Genomic DNA, 21,740 nt, shown 5'->3' on the forward strand with positions numbered 1-21,740 from the left:
ATGCGGGCGGTTGGCCCGCTTTCGTGTCAGGTGGCTCCAGCCGGGGCGTCCCGTGCGTCGGCGCGGCTGCCGAGCAGCACCAGCGCGGCGGCGAGGGCGAGGCCGATGGCGGTGCTGGTCCATTCCGGGAAGCCGATGATCAGCCCGCAGCCGAAGAGCGGCCATCGCGCCCATCCCGCCAGCCTGCCGCGCCATGGCACGTAGCCTTCGGAGGCGGCGGCGATGGTGATGACGGCGAGGATGTTGAAGGCGGTCCAGATGACCGTCAGGTAGAACGGCCCCTGAAGGATCAGCGCCGGCTCGAAGAGGAAGAAGATCGGCACGAAGTAGAGCACGATGCCGAGCCGTGCGGCGTGGACCGAGGTCTTTATCGGGTCGCTGTCGGAGATCCGCGAGGCGAGGAAGGCGGCCAGCGCCACCGGCGGGGTGATTGCGGCGAGCGAGGCGTAATAGGCGATGAAGAGGTGGATCGCGAGGGTATTGAGGCCCGCGATCTGCTCCAGCGCCGGGGCGAGGGTGAGCGCCAGCATCAGGTAGGCGGCCACGATCATGCCCAGCATCCCGAAGATCAGGCAGACGCCGATGCCGATGGCCAGCACCGGCACCAGCCCGTCGCCGCCCATCCGCACGAGCGAGGCGGCAATGACCGGCGCTACGCCGGTGGCCATGAGACCGCCGAGGATGAAGCTGGTGGGCAGCAGCAGGCCCATGGTTTGGCTCAGCAGCTTGGTGATCTGGTAGAACAGTTCGGGGACGCGGTTCAGGCGGATGCGCAGGCGCGGGTGGAGCGTTGTCAGCACCAGCAGGAGGGCGGAGGCATAGAAGGGCGTCAGCCGCTCCCAGCGCATGAAGACGAGGCCCCAGACGAGGAAGGCAAGCACCACAAGGAAGGGCCAGCCGTCCTTGAGCACCGCAGCAACGCGGGGCAGGTCGGCCCGCTTGAGGCCCTTCAGGCCGTTGCGTGCGGCAAAGCCGTCGACGTGGCAGTAGAGGCCGAAGTAGTAGAGCAGCGAGGGGATGAGCGCGGCGAGCACGATCACCCGGTATTCGGTGTTGGTGAAGTCGGCCATGATGAAGGCCACCGCGCCCATCACCGGGGGCATCAGCATGCCGCCCGTGGAGGCGCAGGCCTCAAGCGCGCCCGCGTAGTGGCTGGGAAATCCCGCCTTCTTCATCGAGGGGATCGTGACCGAGCCGGTGGAGACCACGTTGCCGAAGATCGAGCCCGAGAGCGAACCGAAGAAGCCCGAGGCCAGCACGCTCACCTTGGCGGCGCCGCCCCGTGAGGTGCCCATCAGCGCCATCGCGAGGTTGAGGAAGAAGTCTGCCGCGCCGGTTGCGACCATCAGGGCCGCGAGGATCAGGAAGCCGATGATCAGCTCGCCCACAACCCGGGTGACGACGCCGAGCATCGCATCGCCTGAGAAGACGTTGAAGGCGATGGTGCGCGACAGCGAGGTCGGCGGCCCCCAGAGGATGCCGGGCATGTAGAAGGCATAGACCGGGTAGAGCGCCAGCGCGATGACGATGACGAGGAAGATGTAGCCGCCGGAGCGCCGTGCGGCCTCGAGGATCAGCACGAAGATGGCAGAGGCCACGACGAGCTGCCAGGTTTCCTTGACCGGCACCCATGTTCCGAACACGAGGCCGCGGGCCTGGTAGGCCATGAAGAGCGTCAGGCCGCAGATCGCGATGGCCGGCAGGTAGCTGGCCCAGGTCACCCGGTCCTCGCTCGTCCATGCCGGGAGCAGCAGGTAGACCACGGGCAGGAAGGCGGCCATCAGCAGGAAGTAGTAGGTGAGGTCCAGCATCGGGACGATGGCGAAGATGTAGGCCACCGAAAGCGCGACCCCGCCGGCCGACATGGCCAACACGAGGGCCCGCACCCAGCGGGGCATCGAAAGCCAGCGTTCCTCGGCCTGATCGCGAAAGCTCTGCGGCACGGCTGCTGCGGCTGCGGCTGCGGCAGCCTCGGCGTTATCGGTGAGAGCGCTGGATTGGGGTGTCTGGTCGGTGCTCATGTCTGGCCCTTCGACGCGATGTCGGGTGGAATGTTTGGAGATATCGCCGCCCGCGTCTCTGGGGGAACGCGGGCGGCAGGTGAGGGCTCACTCGATCGAGAGAACCAACTCGCCATAGGTTTTGCCGCCGCTCGCGGCGTCGCGCTTGGCGGTCCAGAGCTCGGCAAATTCGGCGCTGTCGGGCGAGACGTCGATGCCCTTTTCCTCCGCCTCGGCCAGGGTCTCCTGCCAGAGCGCCACGCGGGCCTCGGCCAGCTCGACGAGGGCGTCCTGCCGGGCCTGATGCGCGTCGGTCCACACGCCCTTTTCCTTCAGGTAGCGGATCGCGCCAGCATGGATCGGCTGGAGCGCGCCGACGTTCAGGAAGCTTTCGAGGCTTGCCATCGACATCATCTTGGCGTGGGTGAAGTCCTTCTCGAAGTCGCCATGGTGCTCGTCGAGCCACTTGGCGAGCTGGTAGACGAACTCCTCGTCGCCATCGGCCAGCACGTGGTTGGCCTGATAGGCGTGGTCCATGTAGAGCCCCTGGGAGCTGGGCACGCCGGAGGTGATCTCGGAGGGCACGTATCCGGGCTGTATCGCACGGTAGCGAGCGAAGGCTTCGGGGTCGTCCTCGCGTTTGGGCAGGGGCAGCCAGCGGATGCCCTGCGGGTTTGCCTCGGCCTCGTAGCTGGTGCCGGAAAGCGGCGAGGTGAAGGTCACGTCGGCGCGGCCCTCGACCGTGATCCGGGTGTTGGCGCCGTAGTTGCCCACTTCCACCAGCTCCACGTCATCGCGGGTCAGCCCGCGATAGGCCAGAAGCGCATCGACGCCGGCCACGAGGAAGGAGGAGGACGGCGAGAAGGCGATGCGGGTGCCCGGGCCGATGTCGGCGAAGCTCTGGATATCGCTATCGCCCCGCACCATGTAGCCCCAGGGCGTGATCATGTTCATCACCGCCACGCGGCTGTCGGCGGGGCCGCTGGTGGGGGTGGCATAGCCCTCGTTGGCGTCCATGATGTCGAAGTAGTCGCTGGCCTGAACCATGGCCACGAGCCCTTCACCGGTGTTCAGCCACTCGGCGCGGGCGTAGCCGTTGGGCGCGGGAAGCACCCGTGCGCGGCTGGCGGTCTGAGCCGAGAACTCTGCGGTCCAGGCCACGGCGAGCGAGTGATTGGCGGTGCCCACAATCGGCGTGACCACCGAGAAGTAGTCGGGCCATGTGTAGTCCTGTGCGGTGGCACTTGCCGTGGTCAGCCCGATCGCAAGGGCGGCACCTGCCAGCAGGTTGGTTGCGCGTTTCAGCATCTCTTGGGTCTCCTCCTTGTTGTGCGGGGCTGTTCTGCCCCCTTTCATCCGGTTCTTCCGGCGCAGCACCCTCCCAGGCGCGCCGGTCCGGCACTCTCTGTCAGCCCGGCGGCTTGGTGATGGTCACGGTGCCGGCGTCGGCATCGACTTCGACGAGGTCGCCGGTTTCGATCAGCTCGAACGGGTCGCCGTCGAGCTCGGTCACCGTGGGCACGCGGGTGACCACTGCGCCGAGCGCTATCTTGGTGGTCATCCGGGTGAAGATCATCGCCGCAGGGGCGGTGCCGTTGAGGCGGCACATGTGAAAATAGGCGGACCAGCCCGAGCTGCCCTTGGCGCCGGGAAAGACCAGCACCTTTCCGGCAAAGCTCTGCCCGTTCAACTCGTGGTGCAGCTCGATCACCGAGCCGTCGCGCTCGTTGATCCCGCCCCAGCCCGAAATAGTCTGCGTGGTCACCAGCGCCTCGGCGCGGGCCTTGCCGCCCACCACCTTGCGGCCCCGCAAAGTGATGACGCGCGGCTGCGCGGCGGCCTCGTTCATTGAACCACCCCCAGCCACTCGCCGGCCACGGCGCTGTCGACGCATTGCTGCACCGAGCCGAACCAGCCCTGCACCTTGCCGATGGCCGGCAGGTAATGCGCCTGTTTGGCGCTGTCGGTCGCGATCACGCGGACGCCCTCGGGCATCCGCCGCGAGATCGAGGGGCAGGTATCGGACATCACCTCACCACCGGCGGCGCGGATGATGTCGGTATAGCCCGAGCGATCCGCGATTTGCCGGATGGCGCGGGGGGTATGCACCCAGAGCGCCGTGTCGGGGTGAATCTTCCGTCCCTCCAGCAGTTCGGCCACCAGCGACATCTGTTCGATGGAGTTGTGCGGGCAGCCCAGCATGACGAAATCGAGCTTGCGGTCGGTTGCGTTTTGCAGCCGTGCCCACGTGCGGCGCTTCTCGGCCTCGCCAAACACGATCGCCTCGGGCCGGGCCGCGCCGCCGAAGGCCGCATCCATTGTCGGGGCCTCGGGCGTGATCCCCGGCATGTGATACATCTCGACCCCGCCGGAAGATGCGGCCGCGGCGCCGAAGTGCTTGAGCTTCATCAGGTCTGGGAGGTGGGTCAGCCCTTCGAAGGCGGGCTTGTTCTCTTCCACCTCGAAACCGGTGAAATAGCCGAGCACGCCCCAGTTGGCCATGTCGTTCACCTCGGTCTCGACGCGGACCAGACGGTTGGCATGGCGGTTTTCGGCGCGGTGCAGGCCCCAGTAGGGGATGCGCCCGGTCAGCCCGGCGGCGCCGGTGCTTTCCTTGCCCTCGACGTTGGTGCGCGCACCCAGTACGGAGTTGCAGTAGATCACCGCCGAGCTTTCCATCCAGGCGCAATGCTCGCCCTGCACCGGCACGTTGCCGACCTGATAGGGGGTGCAGGTGCACATCATGTTCACGCCGCGCTTGCCGAGGTACTTCTCTCCGGCCCTCTGCATCTCGACCAGCGCCGGATCGGCGCCCTGAAGCTCGTGATTGTCGAGGTCGATCCCGGTGATGAGCTGGCAGGTGGGGACGGCCATGCGCGGCACGTCCACCACCTCGTCACTGTCGAGGTTCAGCTCGGAGAACACCCGGTCGAACCCCTCTTCGGCGAGGCTGCGCACCGAGGGGGTGGAGGCGTTGTAGGCCCCCGCGACGTTGCGCGTTTCCACCAGCCGTTCAGCGCCGAGCGCTTCGCCATAGCGGATCAGAAGGTCCATCGAACGGGCCACGGCAGGGCCTTTGGCCCCGTCGCGCATGGCTTTTTCGGTGTCGGTTAGCTGCATCTCTCCTCCCCAGGAATGCTGGCTGTTCGATCAGGCTACCTCCGGCAATCTTTCTTGATAGCAGAGAAAAATGACTATCAGTTTTCTCGTTTCAAGAAAGATTGCCCCGCTCCCGGCGTCACTTCAGCTTGCTATAGACCTCGTCGTAAAGCGCCTGTGCAAAGGCCTCTCTGTCGCGGCCCGTATTGGCGACGATTGCCTCCCACTTGGAGAGAGCAGTCTTGAAGGCCTCGACCTGCTCGGCATAGTTCTCGACCCCGATGTCCGCGGCGTAGGCGGCGATCAGTTCCTCGTCCACGGCGGAAGGGGCGAGGGCGGAAACCAGCGTTTCGTCTCCCTTGTGGAAGGTCACGCCCTGCGCCGCGGCCTTCTCGCGCGAATCCTGTACCAGGGCTTCCTGACCGATCATCATGTCGGCCACCGCATAGGAGATTTCGCGCAGCATGAGGGCGCGGTGCTCATCCGAGAGCTCGGCCCAGGTCTCGGTGCTGAAGGCCATGAGGGACATGCCCCGCACGGTGCCCAGGGGCGCCTCGGTGACGTCGGTGACAATTCCCTGCAGCCCGTAGGACGAATACCAGTCCATCGACGCGAGCACGCAGTCGAGTTGATTGCGCTGCAATCCCTCGGCCATCTCGGGAGAGGGAATGTTGGAGGGCACCGCGGAAAGCCGTTCGAGGCGCGGCCCCATGATGCCGGTGGTCTTCACGCGCAGCCCGTCGAGATCGGCCAGCGAGCTTACCGGGGTGGTGCATTGCAGCACAAAGGGCGTGGTGGAGTAGGCGCCGAGAATCCGTGCCCCGGCCTCGGCGTATTCTTCCACGCACTCCGGGCAGTTGAGCAGCATGGCCTCGCTGACCGCGCCCGCGATAGCGAAGGGGTCGGTGCCGTAGACGGCCATGTTTGCGTAGTTCACCACCGAGGGAATGTCGGAAGGATACCAATGCGGCACGACCATGCCGCCGTCGGCCACGCCATCATCTATGCCTTCGAGGATCGCACGGGCGCCGAGCAGCTGGCCCAGCGGAAAGGTGGTGAAGTTCAGTTCGCCATCCGTTGCTTCACGGAGACGCTCGAACATGGGCTCCAGCGACACGCTCAACGAGGGGTGTTGCGTGCCGACAAAGGCCGCGTAGCGAAGGTCGCGGGCCGTGGCGGCCGTGACCGACACAGCCAGCGTCAGCGTTGTTGCGAGGGCAGTTCTTGATGTGAAACGCATGGTCTCCTCCCTTGAGATGCGTCAGAGACCCAGCCTGTTGGCCAGGACGAGTGAAATTTCCGGAAAGCCGATGAGCAGGGCCATGATGATGACCTCGCAGGCCAAAAACCACGTGACCCCGCGGAAGATGTCGCCGAGGGGAACGTCGCCGCCGAGGGCGCTCTTCACGACGTAGACGTTGAGCCCGACCGGCGGGGTGAGCAGGCCAATCTCGATGTATTTGACCACGATCACGCCGAGCCAGATCAGGTCGGCGTCCACGGCCTTGAAGACCGGCAGGATGATCGGGAGGCTGATGAGCATGACGCCGAGCGGGTCCAGGAACATGCCGAGCACGAGAAACAGCAGCGAGGCGGCGAGCACCAGCAGCAGGTAGTTGTCGGCAAAGCCGGAGAAGCTTCGGGCGAGCGTGGTCGAGATGCCCGTGAGGGCCAGAAACTTGGTAAAGATGATCGCGCCCATCGCGACAAAGAAGATGCGTGCGGTGCTGCCCAGCGTCTCGATCAGCGCGCCGCACACGAGATCCCAGGAGAACCCGCCGGCGAGCAGGGCCGCGAAGAGCGAGAGCAGCACGCCCAGTGCGGCGGCCTCGGTTGCCGTGACGATGCCGCCGTAGATGCCGCCGAGTACACCGAAGAAGATAAGGGGCAGGGGCCAGACCGGAGCGAGGCTGGCGAATTTCTCCCGCAGGCTGGCGCGTGCCACCATCCCGGGGGCCAGTGTCGGGTCGCGGTGGCTGCGCAGCATGATCATCGCAACGTAGACGGCCAGCGTCAGCAGCCCGGGCAGGATGCCTGCCACCAGCATCTTGGCAATCGAGACCTCCGCGAAGATGGCATAGAGGATCATGAGGATGCTGGGCGGAATGAGCGCCCCGAGCGTGCCGGCGCTGGCAACGCAGCCCGTGGCGAGCTTGCGGTCGTATCCGGCGCGGAGCATCTCGGGCACCGCCAATCGTGCCATGGCCGCAGAGGTGGCCATGCTGGAGCCGGACATCGCCGCAAAGCCCGCCGAGGCGACATTGGTTGCCACCGCAAGGCCGCCGGGGAGCCTTCCCATCCAGATCCGTGCCGCAGTGTAGATATGCCCTGCCAAGCCGGACCGCTGGATGACGCTTCCCATGAGCAGAAAGAGCGGAATGGCCGAGAGCGACCAGCTTGCGGTGAACTCGAAGGGCGTCGACTCAAGGATCCCGACCATCGGCCGATAGCCGATCTGCAGGTAGATCCCGACGGCGCCGACCAGGCCGAGGGCCACGCCAACCGGAAATTGCAGCGCGACGAGGAGCAAAACGACGCCAAAGCCCGCCAAGCCGATCCAGAGGCCCTCCATCTCAGTCTCCCTCGCCAGCAGGGGCAGGGGTGAGGGCAGCTCTGTTGGTGAGGCACCGCAGCGCATAGCGCAGGGTCAGCACCGCGAAGGAGAGAACGATTGCCCAGCGGCCCGGCCAGACGAGGAAGTAGCCAGTCGAGGTTTCCCAGATCTCGCCATCCATCGTCTTGTCCCAGGCCTGAAGCGTAGAAAGCCAGGTCAGGAAGCCGAGGCAGAGCGCGGTGATGCCATCGAAGGCACGCAGCATGGCCACGCGGACGCCAGCCGGAAGCATGGAGGTGAAGGCATCAACGCTGATATGTCCCTCGTGGCCCTCAGCCCAGGGCAGGGCGCAGAAGACCAGCGCAACCATGTACCACGCCGACACGTAGGTGATGGTCTGGAGCTGCACGCTGACGCCCGACAGCCGCAGGATCACCTCCAACGACACATGCCCGAGCATCATCACCAGCATGACGGCGGCAATGACCATCAACGCGGTGTCGAGAAGGTTGATGACTTTCAGCATGAAGCTCCCCCGAGACACGGCCGACAGCCTCCGCAGTGAAGGGAAAGCCCCCGCCGGGCAGGAATTTGCTTTCCGTAATAATTATTATCATAAGTTGATGAGATCAAGCCGCTCATGATACAGGAGAGGTCCGGTAAGGTGGCTTGCAGGCTTTTTGGCGAGGCGGACGGTGAACACGACAGATTCCAAGGGAACCGAGATCGAAGGTGCTGCGGGTGGTCCGGAGGATTGGGTTCCGGCCACCGGTTTGGCAGAGGCGCTGCCGGTGCGGCTGCTGCGCGCCCGCGAGGCGATCATGCAGCTCTATCGGCCGCTGTTTCGCGACGCCAACATCTCGGAGCGCCAGTGGCGTGTCCTTCGCAACCTGTTCGACGAGCCGTTCCTTGAACCCTCCGAACTTGCGCTGCGCTCTTTCATGCAGCCGCCGAATGTCAGCCGGGTGCTGAACGAGTTGACCAAGCTGGGCCTCGTGACGCGCACGGCTTCGGGCACCGACCAGCGGCGCGCGCAGGTATCGCTCACGCCCGAGGGGAAGGCGGCGACGACGCGCGTGGGCAAGCTGATCGAGGCCCGGACGGCCGAGCTTCAGGCAACGCCCGAAGCCGAGCTTCTGCCCGAGTTGGGGCAGGTCCTCGAAGTGCTGATCGACCTGCCGGTGAAACACCCCCATCTGACCCGCTCCCCGGTTCAACCGCCCGGACCGTAGGGCACCGTCCACTCCAGCTCCTTGGGGCCGATCCCCTTCTCGATGCATTGGGCGGCCGCAAAGCCCGCGATCTCGCCGGTGAGGGTGGACCACGGGAAATTGCGCATGACCATGAAGATCGTCTCGTAGGTGAAGGAGAGCGAGGCCCCCGAGAGCAGCAGGTTTCCGACCTTCTTGGGCAGGAAGCTCCGGTAGGGCACCGTGAAGGTGTAGCGCGCGAATTCGTCCCAGTAGAAGGGCTTCACCATCGGTTCGGTGACGGCATCGCGGAAGACCCGGCCCGCGCGGGCATCTTCGAGCGAGAACATATGCTCGCCGATGGGGTGCCTCCCGTCGCGCACCCCGACATAGCGGCCCACGTTGCCGATGGTGGCCCGCTCGAAACCGGGCACGTATTTTTTGAGGAAGCGGGCTTCGGCATCGACGTAACCTCTCAGCAGCCGCATGGCGAAGGAGTTGTCTTCGCCGCTTTCGTCCATGTGCAGCCCGAGCTCATAGGGCACGTTCTGCCACAGGCAGTATGTGCCGGGCGCCGCCATCGGGCTCATGTCGAGGGTGGGGTGGCCGATGTACATGCTGGCGTAGACGTTCTTGCCCTTCATGGCGGGGCGATAGAGGCCTTCGGGTATGTCGCCCGCAGCGCGCGCTTCGGCGATCGCTTTTTCGAGGAGGGGGTCTTTTGCCTGCTCCTGGTGGCGGATCAGGGCGGGCAGGTCGACGCCGTGCATGGTCCAGAGCAGACCGCCCGGCACTGGCCGCGCCACCCCGTCCCAGTCGGCGCCTTCCGGCTGGCCACCGCCGCCCGACACGTATGGAACGCCGGCGGACGCTGCGAGCATCCCCGTGCCGGACCCGTCGATGAAGATGCGCCCGGAGATCGCGAAGCGGCCGCTGTTGTTTTCGACGATGATGGCGCTGATCGCGGCATCGCCCGGGCCGCCCTCGACGATGCAGGCGACATAGCGGGTGTCGTAGAGTGCCGTGACTCCGGCCTCGTGAAGCATCTGCGCCATGACGCTTCCGGAGCCTTCGGCGTTGAAGGACAGGCGGATGAAGTCGTCGCCCGGCTCCTTGCGCCGCTCATAGTGCGAAAGGGGGTTGCCGGCCCAGTCGGCATGGGTCGAGGCATCGGCACGGTAGATGTAGCCGTGGTCCGCGAAACGGTCCATCAGCTCGGAGTGGATGCCGCCGATGCCTTCGGCGGCGTGCCCCTGGAGCCCTGAGGTGTGAACCCCTCCCGGCATGTCGAGCTTTTCGACCACCACCACCTTCGCACCCATCCGCGCCGCCTTGAGCGCCGCCGCGAAGCCTGCGGGACCGGCGCCGACGACGACGATGTCGGCCTGATAGGCCAGGCCCAGATCCGTTGCGGGCACGCTGATGGTTTGGCTCGTCTGCTGCGAGTTCTGACTGTTGGTCACGGTGGCCTCCCCTCTGCAATTTACTTACCTTGATAATTATTTAGGAAACTATTGCGAGTCAACAGGAGGTTTCTGCGGGACGGGGCGGGGTCGGGAGGATTCGGGAGCGGCGGGGTGGATTGCAAAAATGTGGGGAGCGGGACCACAACATGTAGTATTGGGGCGCCGCCCAAAATTTGGGCAAAGGGGCCGAAAGGAGGTGGGCGGGGGCTTGCCACTGTGCCCTGTTTGCACACCCCTCGAGCGGACGCCCGGGGCGGGATCTTTGGGGGCGGGCCTGTGGAGAAGGGCGGGGTTCCACTAGGGTCAGCCTTGGCGCGGCATTGCAAAAAACCACCATATTTCGTATGGGTTGGCCGAAAGCCCTACATCTGGTGGTGGGCGCTCTCCCGCTGTGAGTGAATCACGGGGCCGTGAGGCGGTTCAGTGCCGCCGCGATCCGTCAACAAAAAAGAATGGCATTCGGTGCAGATTTTAGCGTTGACGCTGCACCCCCCAATCGGGTTTCTTGTGGGGGCTGACTGAGCCGCCACAAGATGTTGGGGCAACGGCGAGGCGGCAGGGGGCATACCCGGGGCAACCCGGGACCGGGGACACAAGGGCGCAGCGCGCGCCAACCGGCCTTCTGTCACTTGCTGCACACGACGCGGCCACCGGGCAACCGGCGGCAGGCGGGAACGGTCGCAAGAGGGACGGTCTTTTGACCACAAAACAGCCGAGAGGCAGGCCGCGCACAGCCTGTCACGCCCGAACGCGCATGTTCGGCGGTCAACCTCCTGCGCCTTGTTGGCGGGAATAACGAGCGCGGCCTGAGCCGTGCCGGGACGCAACCAGAAGGTGCCGCCGGAACAAGGCGCCGAACGTAGAAGAGGCATGTGACAATGAAGATCGAACGCAAGTTCACCACGTCCAAAGGTGCTGCTTATGGCGGGCTGGAGTTCACGACGACCACGTCGGAAATCCGCAACCCGGACGGCTCCGTTGTTTTCAAGCTCGACAACCTCGAAGTGCCCAAGGCCTGGAGCCAGGTTGCCTCTGACGTGATCGCGCAGAAATACTTCCGCAAGGCGGGCGTGCCGGCGAAGCTGAAGGCGGTGAAGGAAAAGGGCATTCCCTCGTTCCTGTGGCGCTCGGTTCCCGACGAGGAGGCGCTGGCCAAGCTGCCCGAGGACGAGCGCTTCGGCGGCGAGACCTCGGCCAAGCAGGTGTTCGATCGCCTCGCAGGCGCCTGGACCTATTGGGGCTGGAAGGGTGGCTACTTCACCACCGAGGCCGACGCGAAGGCCTACTTCGACGAGATGCGCCACATGCTGGCCACCCAGCGCGCCGCGCCGAACTCGCCGCAGTGGTTCAACACCGGCCTGCACTGGGCCTATGGCATCGACGGCCCCGCACAGGGCCACCACTACGTGGACTACAAGACCGGCAAGCTCACCAAGTCCAAATCCTCCTACGAACATCCGCAGCCCCATGCCTGCTTCATCCAGTCGGTCAGCGATGACCTCGTGAATGACGGCGGCATCATGGACCTCTGGGTCCGCGAGGCGCGCCTGTTCAAATACGGCTCCGGGACCGGCACGAACTTTTCCTCCCTGCGTGCCGCCGGTGAGGGCCTGTCGGGCGGGGGCAAGTCCTCTGGCCTGATGGGCTTTCTCAAAATCGGTGATCGGGCCGCGGGCGCGATCAAGTCGGGCGGCACCACGCGCCGCGCCGCCAAGATGGTGATCGTCGACGCCGACCACCCCGATATCCAGGAATACGTGAACTGGAAGGTGAAGGAGGAGCAGAAGGTTGCTTCGCTCGTCGCCGGTTCCAAGATGCACGAAGAGAAGCTGAACGCGATCTTCGCCGCGATCCGGGCCTTCGACGGCTCGGAAGAGGGGGCCTATGACCCCAACGCGAACGACGCGCTGAAGGGTGCGGTGAAGGACGCCAAGAAGGCCCGTATCCCCGAGACCTACATCAAGCGCGTGCTCGATTACGCACGGCAGGGCTACGCCTCGATCGAGTTTCCGACCTATGACACCGACTGGGACAGCGAGGCCTATGCCACCGTCTCCGGCCAGAACTCCAACAACTCGGTCCGCGTCACCGACGCCTTCCTGAAAGCGGTGAAGGATGATCTGCCGTGGGAGCTGGTGAACCGGACCGATGGCAAGGTGTCTGCCACCATCAGCGCCCGTGAGCTCTGGGAAGACATCGGTCATGCCGCATGGGCCTGCGCCGATCCCGGCATCCAGTACCATGACACCGTCAACGCCTGGCACACCTGCCCGGAAGACGGCCCGATCCGGGGCTCCAACCCCTGCTCGGAATATATGTTCCTTGACGACACGGCCTGCAACCTTGCCTCGATGAACCTGCTGACCTTCCTGAAGGACGGCGTGTTCCAGGCGGAAGACTACATGCACGCCACCCGCCTCTGGACCATCACGCTGGAGATCTCGGTGATGATGGCGCAGTTCCCGTCGAAGGAAATCGCGCAGCGCTCTTACGACTTCCGCACGCTGGGCCTTGGCTATGCCAACATCGGCGGCCTGCTGATGAACATGGGCTACGGCTACGACAGCCGCGAGGGCCGGGCCCTTGGCGGCGCGCTGACCGCGCTGCTGACCGGTGTGTCCTATGCCACCTCCGCCGAGATGGCTGGTGAGCTGGGTGCCTTCCCGGGCTACAAGAAGAATGCCGAGCACATGCTGCGCGTCATCCGCAACCACCGCCGCGCCGCCCGGAGCGAAACCGAGGGCTACGAGGCGATGAACGTGAACCCGGTGGCCCTCGATCACGCCGGCTGCCCCGACGCCACGCTGGTTGCGCTCGCCCGGGAAGCCTGGGACGAGGCGCTTTCGCTCGGCGAGAAGCACGGCTACCGCAACGCTCAGGTTTCGGTCATCGCCCCCACCGGCACCATCGGCCTGGTGATGGATTGCGACACCACTGGCATCGAGCCTGACTTCGCGCTGGTGAAGTTCAAGAAGCTGGCCGGCGGCGGCTACTTCAAGATCATCAACCGCTCGGTTCCCGCCTCGCTGACCAAGCTGGGCTACGGCGACGCCGAGATTGCCGAGATCATCGCCTACGCGGTGGGCCACGGCAGCCTGGGCAATGCGCCGGGCATCAACCACACCGCGCTGGTGGGCCACGGCTTTGGCCAGGCCGAGATCGACAAGGTGGAAGCCGCCCTGGCCTCGGCCTTCGACATCCGCTTCGTCTTCAACCAGTGGACGCTGGGCGAGGAGTTCTGCACGAGCGTGCTGGGTATTCCGGCCGCAAAGCTGAACGACCCGAGCTTCGACCTGCTCTCGTCGCTGGGCTTCACCCGCGCGCAGATCGAGGCCGCCAACGACCATGTTTGCGGAACGATGACGCTGGAAGGTGCGCCGCACCTGAAGGAAGAGCATCTGAGCGTGTTCGATTGCGCCAACCCCTGTGGCAAGAAGGGCAAGCGGTTCCTGTCGGTCAATTCCCACATCGACATGATGGCCGCCGCCCAGAGCTTTATCTCAGGTGCGATCTCCAAAACCATTAACATGCCGAACGACGCCACCATCGAAGACTGCCAGGAAGCCTACGAGCGCAGCTGGCGGATGGGGATCAAGGCGAACGCCCTCTACCGCGACGGCTCCAAGCTCTCGCAGCCTCTCGCGGCTGCGCTGGTGGAGGACGACGAGGAGGCACAGGAGGTGCTGGAGAGCGGCGCGCCGACCGAAAAGGCGCAGGTTCTGGCCGAGAAGATCATCGAGAAGGTGATCATCAAGGAGGTGGCCAAGGCCGCTCGCGAGAAGCTGCCGCATCGCCGCAAGGGCTATACCCAGAAGGCGGTTGTGGGCGGGCACAAGGTGTATCTGCGCACCGGCGAGTATGAAGATGGCAAGCTCGGCGAGCTGTTCATCGACATGCACAAGGAAGGCGCCGGGTTCCGGGCGATGATGAACAACTTCGCCATCGCGGTGTCGGTTGGCCTGCAATACGGCGTGCCGCTGGAGGAGTTCGTCGACGCCTTCACCTTCACCAAGTTCGAGCCGGCCGGGATGGTGCAGGGGAACGACAGCATCAAGAATGCGACCTCGATCCTCGACTACATCTTCCGCGAGCTGGCGGTGAGCTACCTCGACCGGACCGATCTGGCCCATGTGAAGCCCGAAGGCGCGGCCTTCGACGATCTGGGGCGTGGCGAGGAAGAGGGCGTTTCGAACGTCACGTCTGTGAGCGACAGCGCGGCGAGCAAGTCGCTGGAAGTGCTCAAGCAGATCAGCTCCTCGGGCTACCTGCGCAAGCGGCTTCCGAGCGATCTGGTGGTGCTGCAGGGCGGGCTTGGCGGCCACCTTTCGGGGGCCGTGGCGCTGGACGCCGGAGTTGATCCGGTGGTGGCGCTGGAGACCCTGGTGCCGGAGGCTTCTGTGAGCGTTTCCAACGGGATGGATGCCCGGGCGAAGGCGAAGATGCAGGGGTATGAAGGCGAGGCTTGCGGGGAGTGTGGGAACTACACGCTGGTGCGCAACGGGACCTGCATGAAGTGCAACACCTGTGGCGGCACGAGCGGCTGCAGCTGAGGTTAACGGACGATGGCAAAGGAAGTGATCTGCGGCATCGTCGAAACCCCCTCCGGGCGGGAGTTCGAGGCGCAGTGCGAGCTTGAACCCTGCTTCAAGGGCGGCAGAGAAACATCCAAGGGCGCCCTGGTGGTGCCCAAGGAACACCTCGAGGAATTCGCGATGAATCCCAAGGGGTTCCACTTCAAGGCCGAGAGCGGCGAGGCGTTCGAGACGCGCGCCGGTCTCTACGCCAAAGCGGGTGGAGACTGCATCTGGGAAGGGCGGATCAGCCTTGCGCGGGTGCAATAGTTAAGATTCCGGGGCGGGTGCGCTCGTCCCTGGCGCAGTTCAGGCCGCAGGCAAATAAACCGGGCGGTATCAACGATGAGCCTGAACGGCGAAACTGGGGGGCTTCGGCCCCCCTTTTTCTTTGCGATTTCAGGCGGGTAAGGCGGCGACCCGACCCCGGAAACCGGGTTTTGCAGAAATGCAGGTACGAGGGGGTGCGATCCGGCGTTAACCGCAAAAATGTCACAGGCACACTGCGTACACATCCTGTGCACAGCCTGTGCATACGGCATTTCTGCAAAACGAAGAGAGGTTAACGGATCGGGCGGGCGGATCGCCTCAGCGCCGCAGCAGGGGCGCGACGAGGGCGGCGATGCGGGCCGAGCCCTTGGGGGAGGGGTGGGTGCGGTCGGAGGCAAAGAGCGAGAGGTCGGCGGGGCTGAAGACATCGTCCATGTCGACCAGCGACACGCCAGGATCGCGGGCGGCCATGCGGCCAAGGCGGGCCTCCAGCTCGCGGTAGGGGGCGACGCAGGCGGTGCCGGCGAAACGCGGCGAGGTGTAGTAATCGGCCCAGATGACGCGGGAGCCGCGTTGGCGGAGGGAGGCGACGAGGGCGGGGATCGCGCCACGGCGGCCATCGGTGGAGATCAGCCGGTCGAGCACGGGGCCACACCGGGTGCAATCGCAACTGGTGGAGATGTCATTGGCGCCGCCGTTCAGCACGACCCAGGGGGCGCTGACACCGTTGAGCTGGGTGGGGATGTTGAGGGAGCCGCTGCCCCCGGCGAGTTTTGCGAGGGGCAGGGAGACATCGCCCACGGGCTCGCCCAGGCGGGCCTGGAGGGCGCGGGCGACGGAGGCGCCGCTGCTGCGGTTCCAGGCCATGACGGAGTCGCCCGCGACGACGATACGGGCGTTGTCAGGGACGCCGGGGGCGCAGGCGGCGAGGAGGAGGAGGGGGAGGAGGAGCCAGCGGGTCATGCCGGGGGAGGTAGGGTGATGGGGGGAGGGGGCAAGGTTGGGGGGGGGGCCTAACGGTATGAGAGCGAACGGCCCAGAGCCGCGTTCACCGGCGGCTTCTACGCGGCGGTGCGGCTCTCCCAAAGCAGTCGCTAGCTACATTCCCGACAAACGGATTATGATTTGGTGTAGCGGCGTAAGTTGATTATCCAGAGCGATGTGTCATCGCAAAAGGTGAAAATGTGGATCAAAATGTAGCAGCAGTCAGCGCACTCCATGAGTATGCTGGGATCAAGAAACCCCGGTATGCCTTCATGATCGAGGCACCGTGGGGAGCAGGGAAGACCTATCTGGTGAAGCGTGAATTCAAGGATGTCCTTTCGTCGGACAAAGCGCGCTATGTAACGTTGAATGGCGTCTCGGATCGAAAGTCGTTCCGGCGTGCGCTTCTCGCTAATACGTCAGAAGCAAAGCTAATGGATGCCGCTGGAAAGTTCGGCGACGTCGTTGGCAAGCTTGCGAAAGTAGGGAATGTAGGAAGTTTTGTCCAAGACGCCGTTGAAGATAGGTTGATTAACAATCTGTCCGATCTCTTGATCTTCGACGATGTCGAACGTTGCGAAATGTCGCCGGGCGAACTATTGGGCTTGATCAACGAGTTTGTTGAACATCAATCCAAGAACGTGGTGCTTTGTGCGTTCATCGAGCGCGACGATGCAGATGGCAATCTGAAAAAACGGGACGATTTTTTATCACGCAAAGAAAAAGTTGTCGGTCGCACCGTCAAAATCGTGGCTGATGCGCGCAGCGCGCTTCCAGAGTTCATTTTAGCAATGCCTGACGGCCATGGGAAACAGTGGTTCAATTCCAAAGAAGGATTGGTGCTTGAAGTATTCTCGTCTGCGACGCACAGCAACTTGAGAGTTCTGCGCCAGTGCCTCCACGATTGCGGGCGGGTGATCGATGTGCTGGATGAAGAGATACGCATTTCAACAGAATCCATGATCCGGTTTGTGCGTACCTTTCTTGCTCTGTCAATGGCGGTTGCAACCGGCGAAGTTAACTCGCAACAACTGCTTGAGCGAAGCGATCACCGGTGCGTTATGAGGCCGAAAGGGAGCGAAAATTCGCATCCATTGTACACTTGCTTCCTACAGCACCCCGAGGCCGAGATCTATGCGGGAAACGCTGCAAGCATTCTCCCGCTGGATCTTGGGTTTTCTCTCATTGGAGTCGGTTACGAAGATCCCGATAAGATAAACAGTGCTCTCCGATCCACAGGGCAGTTTGATGGAAAAGAAGAAACTCCTTTGTGGGCGCGCTTTGTCAATTGGAGACTCATGTCTCGAGACGATCTAGAAAAGGCCTCTCAAGAAGCGAAGTCTTACATCTTTGATAGCGAAGAGATTATGCCAGGTCCATATCTACACATAGCGCATGACCTGATTACCATTGCTGAAAATGGGGCCGGAGATGGCTCCAAGATCGCAAATGAGATAAAGCATCAGATAGAGAAACTTGCGAAAGATGACAAGATTCCTCCTGCTGGACATGGGAGGAACTACGGGTGGAGCGATGAATTGGGCACATTCTCGTTCGGGGGATACGGGTTCACACCAAACGAGCTAACTATGCCAATCATTGAATCGATGAGGGGTGCTCAAATCAAAGCCTTCGAGAAATCACGGGTGCACGAAGCGAAGCGATTGCTGAAACTTTTGCGCGTCGATCTGGACGCATTTGGGCGCGAGTTTTCTTGGAACAACGGTGGCTCAGGTTTCTATGAAACGGAAATTCTCAATCAGATTGATGCCGACGAATTCGCAGAAGTGGTCTTTGGCTACGTGACTTCGGGTGGATTCGAAGTTATCGGTGGGCAGCTGAAAGCCTTGGCTGACCGGCACCGCCCGAACAATTTCCTAGAGGAAGTAGTCTGGGCAAAGACCGTTAAGACTAAACTGGAAGCACTTGCCGAAGAAGCGGGACACCTTGAAAAAGCGCGGATGGTCTGGTTCTTGGGGTTCCATTGGAAATTTCCAGAGGGCGAAGATGCCGGCGAATAGACTGGAACTTGGAAGTCTGCTTTGATCGCGAATGAAGGCACCTTCGCAATCGCAGCGAACGCGCGCTTCCCGCCCATTCTTCAGATGCGGATGTAGGGTTCCAACTATCTTACGGGCAAAGATACCCCCTACAGCGTCGACGTATCCTCAAGCGGGCTGCTGCCCGCCGTCAGGGCTTCGCTTGGTTCGGGGGCGGGCATGTCGGCGGGGTCGGCCCATTGGCCGGACTGGGCCTGGGTCAGCACGATCACCCGCGTTCCGTTGGGCGTATTGGCCGCGAGGTGCATGGCGTCCTGGTTGAACATGCGGATGCAGCCGGAGGAGGCCTGCATGCCGATGGACTTGGGCTCTGACGTGCCGTGGATGCGGTAGAGCGTGTCCTTGCCGTTCCGATAGAGGTAGAGGGCGCGGGCGCCGAGGGGGTTTTCGAGGCCGCCGGGTTTGCCGTTGCGGATGGGGCCGTAGAGTTCGGGGTCGCGGCGGACCATGTTGGCGGTGGGGGTCCAGTAGGGCCAGTCGCGCTGGAAGGAGACGACGGCGTTTCCGGAGAAGCCGCGTCCGGCGCGGGCGACGCCGACGACGTAGCGCATGGCGCGGCCGTTGCCCAGCAGCTGGTAGAGCCGCTTGGCGCCGGGATCGACGATGATGGTGCCGGGCGCCTGGGGGGCGAAGTAGTTCACCTCCTGCCGGGCGGTGGCCTCGGTGATGTACTCATCGGGCACGGCGGGCACGGTGATGTCGCCGTCCTGCACCGAGGCATAGAGGGCGCGGGTTTCGGGCGAGAGGCCGGAGGGATCGGTGAGTTCGGCGCAGGCGGAGAGGGAAAGGGCGGCGGCGAGGGCGAGGAGGGGGCGGAGCATGTGGCTTTGGGCTTTGTTGTTGGTGTCGGGGGAAGGTGTGCCTCAGGGGGGCGGCAAGGGCAAGGGGGGCGTGTGTGCGTGGGCGGTTCTTGACCCGGGGCGCGCGGGGGCGTTGGGTGGGGCGGAGAGAGGAGATTTGCGGCATGGATGGATTTGACGCGCAGGATGTGATTGCGGATGAGGCGGCGCTGAGGGCGCTGTTTCCGCCGGTGAGCCCGTTGGCGCAGGTGAAGTCGCTGCCGGCGCTCGACCGGCATGCGCGGGATTTCATTGCCCGCTCGCCGTTTGTTTGCCTCGGGACGCAGGGGGGCGACGGGACGGCCGATGTGAGCCCGCGGGGCGATGCACCGGGGTTTGTGGAGGTGTTGGGCGACCGGCTGCTGGCGATCCCGGACCGGCCGGGGAACAACCGGCTCGACAGCCTGTCCAACATTCTGGCGAACCCGCGGGTGGGGCTGCTCTTCATGGTGCCGGGGTTTGACGAGACACTGCGGGTGAACGGGCAGGCGCGGCTGGTGCGCGCGCCGGAGCTGCTGGAGCGGATGGCGGTGAACGGGCGGGAACCGCGGCTGGCGGTGGTGGTGGCGGTTGAGGAGGTGTTCCTGCACTGCGCCAAGGCGTTCCGCCGCTCGAAGCTCTGGGACCCGGCGGCGCGGCAGGACCGTTCGGAGATGCCGAGCCTTTCCAAGATGATCCTGGAGCAGACCACGGGGGCGCCGGAGGATGCAGGGGAGATGGAGAAGATCGACGCTGGGTTGGAGGAGGCCTACCGCAAGTCGATGTATTGAAACGGTGTTTGCGGTGATGGGATAGCACCCACCCTTCAGGTCGCGTCAACGGATGCGAAAGCCTGTAGGGTGGGTGGGCCCCGCCATTCGCGGGGGCTCAGGCGATCTCGACCAGTTCCACGTCGAAGGTGAGGGCCTTGCCGGCGAGGGGGTGGTTGGTGTCGAGCATGAGGTGCTCTTCGGTGGCCTCGACGACGGTGACCGGCATGACCTGGTCTTCGGCGGTCTGCACCTGGAGCTGGGTGCCCGGGTCGGTCGGGATGTTGTCGGGGACGGAGGCGCGGTCGACGGCCTGGACGCGACTGGCGTCGTGCTCGCCGTAGGCCTGCGCGGGCTCGACGCGCACCGAGCGCTTTTCGCCAACGGCCATGCCGGTGACGCCGGCATCGAGGCCGGGGATGATCTGGCCTGCGCCGAGTTCGAAGGTCAGCGGGTCGCGGCCCTCGGAGCTGTCGAAGACGGTGCCGTCATCGAGCGTGCCCTTGTAGTGCATATGGAGCGTGTCGCCGGGCTTTGCCTGGGTCATGGGATGTCCTTTCGGAAGGGGGAGGGTGGGTTTGTCGGGGCTGCGCGGCGCAGGTGCCCGGATTTCGGCAGCTAGGGTCGCAGGTGGGGGCGCGAATGTAAACCGGGGGGCCGGGGGCGGCCTTCGCGGGAGAGATTGCCGCAAGGAAAAGCCCCGCCGGGCTGGGGGCCGGGCGGGGCTTTGGAAGGCGCGTGGCGGGGCGGGACAAGTCCCGCCCTACGGGATGGCTCAGCCGTCGAAGTCGACTTCTTCGATCAGCTTGATGGCCGCCGGGCGGAGCTTGGCGATGTCGACGAGGTTGGTGTCGTCGGGGGTGAACTCGCCCCAGCTTTTCACCAGCTCGGAGGGTTCGGAGCCGGGGGCGACCGGGTATTCGTTGTTCTTTTCGGCGTAGATTTCCTGCGCGTCGTCGGAGGCGAGGAACTCGATGAACTTCACCGCGTTGTCACGGTTCGGCGCGGCCTTGGTGAGGGCGACGCCGGAGAGGTTCACGTGGGTGCCGCCATCTTCGAAGGTCGGGAAGACGATGCGGACGCTCTCGGCCCATGGCACCTGCTCGGGGTCGGCCAGCATGGCGCCCATGTAGTAGGTGTTGCCCAGCGAAATGTCGCATTCGCCGGCCCAGATCGCCTTGACCTGCGCGCGGTCATTGCCCTCGGGCTTGCGGGCGAGGTTGGCCTTCACGCCTTCGAGCCAGGTCTTTGTGTAGTCTTCGCCGTGGTGGTGCAGCATGGCCGAGACCAGCGCCACGTTATAGGCGTGGGTGCCGGAGCGGGTGCAGATGCGGCCCTTCCACTTGGGGTCGGCGAGATCTTCGTAGGTGGTCACCTCGCCGTCGGCCACGCGCTCCTTGGAGGCGTAGACGATGCGGGCGCGGGTGGTGACGCCCCACCACTGGCCATCGGGGCCATGCAGCGCGGCGGGCACGTGGTCGGTGAGGGCCTGGGAGGAGAGCGGCTGGGTGACGCCGGCCTCGACCAGCTCGTTCAGCCGGGAGATGTCGACGGTGAGCACGACGTCGGCGGGGGAACGGTCGCCCTCGGCCTGCAGGCGCTCGACCATGCCGTTGTTGAGGAAGGCGACGTTGACGTCGATGCCGGTTGCGGCGGTGAAGGCCTCGGTCAGCGGTGCGATCAGCTCGGGCTGGCGGTAGGAATAGACGTTGATCTCATCGGCCAGCGCCGGGGTGGCGGCGAGGGTAAGAAGCAGGGGCAGGGCAGGTTTCATGATGTCCTCCGGTTTGTGTCGCCGGCGCTTAAACCTGACTCTTTTGCTTGGGTCAATGGGTGAGTTTTTTGCTCGGGTTTTGCGGGCGGGGATGGGTGGAGGGCCGCGCATGGCAAGACGCCCGCCCGCCCACCCCGTCTTGCCATGCGCGGGGGCGCTGCGGTGAGGGGGCGCGGGGGGAGGG

At 64.5% G+C, this 21,740-nt stretch carries 17 protein-coding genes; 5 read left to right on the forward strand and 12 right to left on the reverse strand.

Features of this window, described 5'->3' with window-relative positions:
- Nucleotides 1–26: 26 nt before the first annotated feature.
- The 7 genes from GTH22_RS02855 to GTH22_RS02885 form a co-directional block, all read right to left on the reverse strand.
- The gene (locus tag GTH22_RS02855; protein WP_252943054.1) at nt 27–2,021 is read right to left on the reverse strand and encodes a TRAP transporter fused permease subunit; all 1,995 of its coding nucleotides are present in this window, start codon (nt 2,019–2,021) and stop codon (nt 27–29) included.
- Between the two features lie 87 nt (nt 2,022–2,108).
- Nucleotides 2,109–3,308, reverse strand: a complete 1,200-nt coding sequence (locus tag GTH22_RS02860; RefSeq protein WP_252943056.1) for a TAXI family TRAP transporter solute-binding subunit — start codon at nt 3,306–3,308, stop codon at nt 2,109–2,111.
- A 100-nt stretch (nt 3,309–3,408) separates the two neighbouring features.
- A complete protein-coding gene (locus GTH22_RS02865) occupies nt 3,409–3,849 on the reverse strand; it encodes an aconitase X swivel domain-containing protein (RefSeq protein WP_252943058.1) in 441 nt (146 codons plus the stop codon).
- Nucleotides 3,846–5,120 carry an aconitase X catalytic domain-containing protein gene (locus tag GTH22_RS02870; RefSeq protein ID WP_252943059.1) on the reverse strand — a complete coding sequence of 425 codons (1,275 nt, stop codon included), beginning with the start codon at nt 5,118–5,120 and terminating at the stop codon, nt 3,846–3,848. The genes GTH22_RS02865 and GTH22_RS02870 overlap by 4 nt, the downstream gene beginning before the upstream one ends.
- 118 nt (nt 5,121–5,238) lie before the next feature.
- Nucleotides 5,239–6,339, reverse strand: coding sequence for a TRAP transporter substrate-binding protein DctP (dctP, locus tag GTH22_RS02875; protein WP_252943061.1), 1,101 nt, complete (start codon nt 6,337–6,339; stop codon nt 5,239–5,241).
- 21 nt (nt 6,340–6,360) lie between these two features.
- A complete protein-coding gene (locus tag GTH22_RS02880; RefSeq protein ID WP_252943062.1) occupies nt 6,361–7,671 on the reverse strand; it encodes a TRAP transporter large permease in 1,311 nt (436 codons plus the stop codon).
- 1 nt (nt 7,672) lies between these two features.
- Entirely contained in the window at nt 7,673–8,179 is a 507-nt protein-coding gene (locus GTH22_RS02885) for a TRAP transporter small permease (protein ID WP_252943063.1), read from the reverse strand.
- Nucleotides 8,180–8,348: 169 nt separating this feature from the next.
- Between GTH22_RS02885 and GTH22_RS02890 the strand changes: the two genes are divergently transcribed.
- A complete protein-coding gene (locus tag GTH22_RS02890; RefSeq protein WP_252943064.1) occupies nt 8,349–8,885 on the forward strand; it encodes a MarR family transcriptional regulator in 537 nt (178 codons plus the stop codon).
- Here the strand turns inward: GTH22_RS02890 and GTH22_RS02895 are convergent.
- Nucleotides 8,867–10,306, reverse strand: coding sequence for an FAD-dependent oxidoreductase (locus GTH22_RS02895; RefSeq protein WP_252943065.1), 1,440 nt, complete (start codon nt 10,304–10,306; stop codon nt 8,867–8,869). The two genes, GTH22_RS02890 and GTH22_RS02895, sit on opposite strands and share 19 nt — an antisense overlap.
- An 881-nt stretch (nt 10,307–11,187) precedes the next feature.
- Here GTH22_RS02895 and GTH22_RS02900 point away from each other — a divergent pair.
- Both GTH22_RS02900 and GTH22_RS02905 read left to right on the forward strand, forming a co-directional pair.
- Nucleotides 11,188–14,859 carry a vitamin B12-dependent ribonucleotide reductase gene (locus GTH22_RS02900; RefSeq protein ID WP_252943066.1) on the forward strand — a complete coding sequence of 1,224 codons (3,672 nt, stop codon included), beginning with the start codon at nt 11,188–11,190 and terminating at the stop codon, nt 14,857–14,859.
- Nucleotides 14,860–14,871: 12 nt separating this feature from the next.
- A complete protein-coding gene (locus tag GTH22_RS02905; protein ID WP_252943067.1) occupies nt 14,872–15,150 on the forward strand; it encodes a hypothetical protein in 279 nt (92 codons plus the stop codon).
- A 318-nt stretch (nt 15,151–15,468) separates the two neighbouring features.
- On the opposite strand, the gene GTH22_RS02910 is transcribed toward GTH22_RS02905, so the two are convergent.
- Nucleotides 15,469–16,113: an SGNH/GDSL hydrolase family protein gene (locus GTH22_RS02910; protein WP_252943068.1), complete on the reverse strand. Its 645-nt coding sequence runs from the start codon at nt 16,111–16,113 to the stop codon at nt 15,469–15,471.
- A 293-nt stretch (nt 16,114–16,406) separates the two neighbouring features.
- On the opposite strand from GTH22_RS02910, the gene GTH22_RS02915 reads away from it, so the two are divergent.
- On the forward strand, nt 16,407–18,155 hold the full coding sequence (locus GTH22_RS02915; protein WP_252943069.1) for a hypothetical protein: 1,749 nt from the start codon (nt 16,407–16,409) through the stop codon (nt 18,153–18,155).
- 128 nt (nt 18,156–18,283) lie between these two features.
- Here the strand turns inward: GTH22_RS02915 and GTH22_RS02920 are convergent, their stop codons facing one another.
- The gene (locus tag GTH22_RS02920) at nt 18,284–19,015 is read right to left on the reverse strand and encodes a L,D-transpeptidase (protein WP_252943070.1); all 732 of its coding nucleotides are present in this window, start codon (nt 19,013–19,015) and stop codon (nt 18,284–18,286) included.
- Between the two features lie 143 nt (nt 19,016–19,158).
- Here GTH22_RS02920 and GTH22_RS02925 point away from each other — a divergent pair, with 143 nt between their 5' ends.
- Nucleotides 19,159–19,803, forward strand: coding sequence for a pyridoxamine 5'-phosphate oxidase family protein (locus GTH22_RS02925; RefSeq protein ID WP_252943071.1), 645 nt, complete (start codon nt 19,159–19,161; stop codon nt 19,801–19,803).
- A 97-nt stretch (nt 19,804–19,900) separates the two neighbouring features.
- On the opposite strand, the gene GTH22_RS02930 is transcribed toward GTH22_RS02925, so the two are convergent.
- On the reverse strand, nt 19,901–20,329 hold the full coding sequence (locus GTH22_RS02930; protein WP_252943072.1) for a peptidylprolyl isomerase: 429 nt from the start codon (nt 20,327–20,329) through the stop codon (nt 19,901–19,903).
- Between the two features lie 228 nt (nt 20,330–20,557).
- Nucleotides 20,558–21,556 (reverse strand): Fe(3+) ABC transporter substrate-binding protein, encoded by a 999-nt coding sequence (locus tag GTH22_RS02935; protein WP_252943073.1) that lies wholly within the window; start codon nt 21,554–21,556, stop codon nt 20,558–20,560.
- Nucleotides 21,557–21,740: the final 184 nt, after the last annotated feature.

The sequence above is a fragment of the Oceanicola sp. 502str15 genome, assembly GCF_024105635.1.
Taxonomy (GTDB): domain Bacteria; phylum Pseudomonadota; class Alphaproteobacteria; order Rhodobacterales; family Rhodobacteraceae; genus Vannielia.

Bases quoted from the DNA above. Each gene is read 5' to 3' on its own strand.
- GTH22_RS02855 (WP_252943054.1), bottom strand. From the start codon at position 2,021: ATGAGCACCGACCAGACACCCCAATCCAGCGCTCTCACCGATAACGCC.
- GTH22_RS02860 (WP_252943056.1), bottom strand. From the start codon at position 3,308: ATGCTGAAACGCGCAACCAACCTGCTGGCAGGTGCCGCCCTTGCGATC.
- GTH22_RS02865 (WP_252943058.1), bottom strand. From the start codon at position 3,849: ATGAACGAGGCCGCCGCGCAGCCGCGCGTCATCACTTTGCGGGGCCGC.
- GTH22_RS02870 (WP_252943059.1), bottom strand. From the start codon at position 5,120: ATGCAGCTAACCGACACCGAAAAAGCCATGCGCGACGGGGCCAAAGGC.
- dctP (WP_252943061.1), bottom strand. From the start codon at position 6,339: ATGCGTTTCACATCAAGAACTGCCCTCGCAACAACGCTGACGCTGGCT.
- GTH22_RS02880 (WP_252943062.1), bottom strand. From the start codon at position 7,671: ATGGAGGGCCTCTGGATCGGCTTGGCGGGCTTTGGCGTCGTTTTGCTC.
- GTH22_RS02885 (WP_252943063.1), bottom strand. From the start codon at position 8,179: ATGCTGAAAGTCATCAACCTTCTCGACACCGCGTTGATGGTCATTGCC.
- GTH22_RS02900 (WP_252943066.1), top strand. From the start codon at position 11,188: ATGAAGATCGAACGCAAGTTCACCACGTCCAAAGGTGCTGCTTATGGC.
- GTH22_RS02905 (WP_252943067.1), top strand. From the start codon at position 14,872: ATGGCAAAGGAAGTGATCTGCGGCATCGTCGAAACCCCCTCCGGGCGG.
- GTH22_RS02910 (WP_252943068.1), bottom strand. From the start codon at position 16,113: ATGACCCGCTGGCTCCTCCTCCCCCTCCTCCTCCTCGCCGCCTGCGCC.
- GTH22_RS02915 (WP_252943069.1), top strand. From the start codon at position 16,407: ATGATCGAGGCACCGTGGGGAGCAGGGAAGACCTATCTGGTGAAGCGT.
- GTH22_RS02920 (WP_252943070.1), bottom strand. From the start codon at position 19,015: ATGCTCCGCCCCCTCCTCGCCCTCGCCGCCGCCCTTTCCCTCTCCGCC.
- GTH22_RS02925 (WP_252943071.1), top strand. From the start codon at position 19,159: ATGGATGGATTTGACGCGCAGGATGTGATTGCGGATGAGGCGGCGCTG.
- GTH22_RS02930 (WP_252943072.1), bottom strand. From the start codon at position 20,329: ATGACCCAGGCAAAGCCCGGCGACACGCTCCATATGCACTACAAGGGC.
- GTH22_RS02935 (WP_252943073.1), bottom strand. From the start codon at position 21,556: ATGAAACCTGCCCTGCCCCTGCTTCTTACCCTCGCCGCCACCCCGGCG.